The 5120-nt window shown below is 63.4% G+C and carries 4 protein-coding genes and 1 pseudogene; 2 read left to right on the forward strand and 3 right to left on the reverse strand.

The annotated features are described in order from the left end of the window. Positions 1-192 (reverse strand): annotated as a pseudogene (locus tag VSR68_RS42225) (sulfoacetaldehyde acetyltransferase); the annotation flags it as partial. Positions 193-367: 175 nt separating this feature from the next. Between VSR68_RS42225 and VSR68_RS42230 the strand changes: the two are divergent. Both VSR68_RS42230 and VSR68_RS42235 read left to right on the forward strand, forming a co-directional pair. Next, a complete protein-coding gene (locus VSR68_RS42230) occupies positions 368-1363 on the forward strand; it encodes an AAA family ATPase (RefSeq protein ID WP_342945341.1) in 996 nt (331 codons plus the stop codon). Beyond that, positions 1360-3096, forward strand: coding sequence for a cobaltochelatase CobT-related protein (locus VSR68_RS42235; protein WP_342945342.1), 1737 nt, complete (start codon positions 1360-1362; stop codon positions 3094-3096). Before VSR68_RS42230 ends, VSR68_RS42235 begins: the two co-directional genes overlap by 4 nt. A 13-nt stretch (positions 3097-3109) precedes the next feature. On the opposite strand, the gene VSR68_RS42240 is transcribed toward VSR68_RS42235, so the two are convergent. Next, entirely contained in the window at positions 3110-3871 is a 762-nt protein-coding gene (locus tag VSR68_RS42240; protein ID WP_342945343.1) for a sulfite exporter TauE/SafE family protein, read from the reverse strand. A 36-nt stretch (positions 3872-3907) separates the two neighbouring features. Beyond that, positions 3908-4942, reverse strand: a complete 1035-nt coding sequence (pta, locus tag VSR68_RS42245; RefSeq protein ID WP_342945344.1) for a phosphate acetyltransferase — start codon at positions 4940-4942, stop codon at positions 3908-3910. Between the last annotated feature and the right edge of the window lie 178 nt (positions 4943-5120).

Here is a 5120-nt window from a genome sequence, read left to right on the forward strand (position 1 = left end):
GATCAGGCGGATGCCCGCGGGCGCGAAGATGTCCATCGCGTCCATGAAGGCGGAGCCCATGATGCCGAACATCTCGGTGACGCCGTTGGCGGCCAGGGTTTCGACAAAGGCTTCGGACGGGGTCATGTCCTGCGGACCCAGGCTGGCGGCGGTGGCACGCGGGGCGGAAGTGGCCGGATCTTGCTCGCTCATGGTGTCTCCAGTTAATTAAACGGAACATAACGTTCCAAATAAGATGTCTGAGACGAATCTAGGACGAAAGGAGGCCGTAGTCAATCTATAAAAACAATTAACGGAACGATTTGTATCTAAAAAATAATGACGTTATGATGGGGGCATGCGTTCGTGATCGCGTTCGAACAGGAGGATGGAAGTGACCGATATCGTGACTAGCAAGCCCGATCGCATGGTGGACGCGCGCAGCGTGTTCGGCATCGATGTCGATCTGAAAGTGCCCGCCTTCAGGGAGCAAGATGATCACGTTCCGGAAATCGACGAGGTCTATCGCTTCAACACTGAGGTGACGCAGGCGATTCTCGCCGGCTTCATGTGCAACCGGCGTGTGATGGTTCAAGGGCTGCACGGCACAGGCAAGTCGTCTCACATCGAACAGGTGGCCGCGCGCCTGAACTGGCCGTGCATTCGCGTCAATCTGGACGGCCACATCAGCCGGCTCGATCTCGTCGGCAAAGATGCGATCGTCGTGCGCGACGATCATCAGGTGACCGAGTTTCAGGAAGGGATCGTGCCTTGGGCGTTGCAGCGCCCCGTCGCGCTGATCTTCGACGAATACGATGCGGGTCGCCCCGACGTGATGTTCGTCATCCAGCGCATCCTCGAAACCGACGGCAAGTTCACGCTGCTCGACCAGAACCGCGTGATTCATCCGCATCCGTGTTTCCGGCTGTTCGCGACGACCAACACCGTCGGACTCGGCAATCTCAACGGGCTCTATCACGGTACGCAGACGCTGAATCACGCGCAGATCGACCGCTGGAACGTCGTCGCGACGCTGAACTATCTGTCGCGCGACGACGAGCAGGCGATCGTGCTCGCGCGTGCGCCCGAGCTCGACGACGCAGCAGGCCGCGCGCTCGTCGAATCGATGGTCAGCGTGGCCGAACTGACTCGCAAAGGCTTTGCGGCAGGCGATCTGTCGACGCTGATGTCGCCGCGCACCGTGATCAACTGGGCGGAGAACATCAGGATCTTTCGCGATCCGGGCCTCGCTTTCTGCCTGACGTTCCTGAACAAGTGCGACGAAGCCGAGCGGCCGGTCGTCGCGGAATACTTCCAGCGTGCGTTCGGCAAGGAACTGGCTTCGTTCGAAAGCGGCAACGTGCTCAACCTGGCAATGCCATGAAGTCGTCCGATCGCGAAGCGGCCCGGCGCGTCGCGCGCGGCGACGCGCTGCGTGCCTCGACCGTGCGCGCGCTCACGGGCGATGCCGCCTTGCATTACAGCAACGGTCGACTATGCCGGAACATGAAGCCGCTGCCCATTCATGCGCCGCATCTGCGCACCGCGGCCATGGCGGATACGTTCGCGTCGTCGCGCGGCGCCGCGGATGGCGCGGCATTGCGCGTACGGCATTCCGATGCCGAACTGCATCGTCGGCTGCTACCGGAGGGTTCCGTTCAACGGCTGCTATTCGAGCTGCTCGAACAACTGCGCTGCGAATCGTTGTTGCCCGAAGGCATGCCGGGACTTGCGCAGAATTTGCGGAGCCGCTTCGAAGCGTGGTCGCGTGACATGCATCGCTCGGGGATCGTCGACGGACATCTCGGACTGCTGCTCTATACCGTTGCACAGATGTGCTGGTCGCGTCTGTCGGGTTGGCCGGTACTGGAGGAAACGGAAGGTCTTATCGAAGCGACGCGGGCTTCCATTGCGCCCGTGATCGGCACGCCGCTTGCCGGCATGCGGCGCACGCGTGGCGACCAACGCGCGTTCGCGGAACACGCGCTCGAACTGGCGCGGCTGATCAGCGAGATGATCGACGCCGAACGCGCCGCGCGTCTGCCCGACGAAGCCAAAGATCAGCAGGACGACGAGGCGGCGCGCAATGCGTTCTCGCTCTTTCTCGACTTCGAAGACGGTGACGAGGAAGGCATCACGCTCGCGCACACGGGCGAGAGCCGCGTGCTGCGAACGTCGGAGCAGGGCTATCGCGTCTTCACGACCCGCTACGATCGCGAGTCCTACGCGGGAACGCTCGTGCGCAAGATGTTGCTTGCGGAGTATCGCGAACGCCTCGACCAACGCATCGGCGCGCAGGCCCTCAATGTGCCGCGTCTCGCGCGCGCGTTGAAGGCCGCGCTCGCCGTGCCGCAGCGCGACGGCTGGTCGTTTGGCGAAGAACATGGACGCATCGACGGAAGGCGGCTCGCGCAACTCGTCAGTTCGCCCGCCGAGCGGCGCCTGTTTCGCCTCGAACATCACACGTTGATTGCCGAATCGATGGTGAGCTTTCTGATCGACTGCTCGGGCTCGATGCGAGCGCAGATCGAACCCGTCGCGATGCTGATCGATGTGCTGACGCGGGCGCTCGACTCGGCGGGCATCGCCAGCGAGGTGCTGGGCTTCACGACAGGCGCATGGAACGGCGGCCGCGCGCGGCTTGACTGGCTGGCGCAGGGGCGGCCGCGTCATCCGGGGCGGCTCAACGAAGTGAGCCATCTCGTGTTCAAGGATGCCGAAACGAGCTGGCGACGCGCGCGCGCTGATATCGCCGCGCTGCTCAAGGGCGATCTCTTTCGTGAGGGCGTGGACGGCGAAGCCATCGAGTGGGCGTGCAACAGGTTGCGCGCGCATGCCGTGAACCGGCGCATCCTGATCGTCGTCTCGGATGGCAGTCCGATGGACGCTGCGACCCACCAGGCCAACGACGCTTACTACCTCGACAATCATCTGAAGCAGGTGATCGGCGAGCAGCGGGCGGCGGGCGATGTCGAAGTGCTGGGGCTCGGTATCGGGCTCGATCTCAGTCCGTACTATCGGCATTCGCTGGCCGTGGACCTTTCGGCGCCGCCTGACATGACCTTGCTTGCCGGGATCGTGGGCTTTATCGGTGCGGGCGGCCGGCTCGGCAGATAGCCTCGGATAAGCGCTACGCGACAAGCCGCCAGACGGAGGTCAACACGAGTTGTCCGCCGATGATCACCAGCACCCCGAACGCGACGCGCCGCGTCATCACGCCTGACAGCGGCGGCGGTCGATGACGCGCCGCCAGTGTCGCCAGGCTGACGACGGGCAGCGCGATCGCTGCCGGTATCCAGATGGCGGAGTTCAACTGGCCTGTCGATGCACTGAATGCCGTGCGGATCGCGGCAGTCTCGCCGAACAGAACGATTAGCGAGCAGCGGATCTGCGTGACGGACAGGGGCTGTCGATAGAACTGGTAGATGAGCGGCGGCCCCGATATGCCGAACATGCCGCTCAGCAGCCCGCCGAACACACCGCTCACGAAGAAGCCGCGATTACCCGAACGCTGTTCGAGTGGCACGGGCCGCAACGCAGAGCCGATGCCGCCATACAGGACGACGATGCCCAGCAGCAGATGCAGCACTGCCGATGCAGCGGCGCTCAGGTAATCGAGTAGCGCGACGCCCGCAATCACGGAAGGCACGATGCCAAGCGTGGCAGCGCCCACTGCGCGCCAATCGACGTGATGCAGCTTGCCGGGCAGGGCGATCGAACAGTTCGCGAGCGTCACGACGCTGACGAGCGCAGCCACGCTTGCAACGGGCGCGAGGTTCGTTCCGCTCGCGATGCCGATTACGATCATGCCGAGCCCGAAACCCGTCACCGTCTGGAAATAGCTTGCGGCGCCCATCAGCGCCAGAAGAGGAATCAGCTTGTCGAGGGTCATGATGGGGGCATGGCCCCCCTGACACCTGCTTTCAAATCATGATGATGCGTGTTCATCTGCGGGCAGGACTCCAAGTGCTGCATGTGCCTGTACGCAGGTTACTGCAATCACGTAGTAGATATCATCTTCGCTGCATCCGCGCGAAAGATCGTTGGCGGGTTTTTGCAGGCCTTGCAGCAAGGGGCCGATCGCCTTCGCACCGCCAATGCGCTCTGCGAGCTTGTAGCCGATATTGCCCGCTTCGAGGCTCGGAAAGATCAGCGTGTTCGCGTGGCCCTCGACCTGCGAATGGTGAACCTTGCGCATCGCGATCTCGGCGACAATCGCGGCGTCGAGTTGCACGTCGCCGTCAATGGCCAGATGCGGGCGTGCTTTCTTGACGAGACGCGTCGCCTCGACGACCTTGTCGACGGCGGCATGGTGCGCGCTGCCGCTGGTGGAGAACGAGAGCATCGCCACTCTGGGCTCTTCCATCAGCAGCGCGCGGGTGCTGTCCGCGGCGGCCATCGCGATTTCGGAGAGCTGCACGGCGTCGGGTTCGACGACGAGCGCGCAGTCCGAAAAGATCAGTCCGCCCTTCATCGTATGGAAGGGCTCGCACAGCATCATCAGGAAGAAACTCGACACGAGCTTGAACGACGGGCGAATGCCGATGATCTGAATCGCGTTGCGCACGACGTCGGCCGTGGTGTTGACTGCGCCCGCAACCGATCCGTCGGCGTGCCCGAGGCGCACCATCAGGTTCGCGAAGCAAAGCGGATTGAGCACTTCGCGCTGCGCCTCGTCGCGTGTCATGCCTTTCTTGCTGCGCAGCGCGAACAGTTCTTCGGCGAATTGCCGGGAAAGGGGTGAAGTCGCGGGCGTGACAAGCTCGATGCCGGTAAGATCGATGCCTTCTTTCTCGGCGGCTTGCCGGGTTGGCCCCGCGTCGCCGACCAGCACGATACGGGCGATGCCTTCCTGCGTCGCGCGTTGCGCGGCGCGCAGCATGCGCGCGTCCTCGGACTCGCACAGCACGATACGCATCGGCGACTGACGCGCGCTCTCGATGATGCGGTAGATGGGCTTCATGGCTGCGATGGGTTGTGATGGTACAAGCGACGTTCCCCGGCACGGTGAAGTTGCCGGGGAACGCCGCGCTGCGGGACCGCTCGTTCAGACGTAGTCCTTGTACTTGTCGAGCAGGCGCACGGGTCTGGACAGCGCGTCGCGCCGGAACGGATCGCCCAGTTCGCGCGTGCACATGATC

The organism is Paraburkholderia phymatum (genome assembly GCF_038900715.1).
GTDB lineage: Bacteria > Pseudomonadota > Gammaproteobacteria > Burkholderiales > Burkholderiaceae > Paraburkholderia > Paraburkholderia phymatum_A.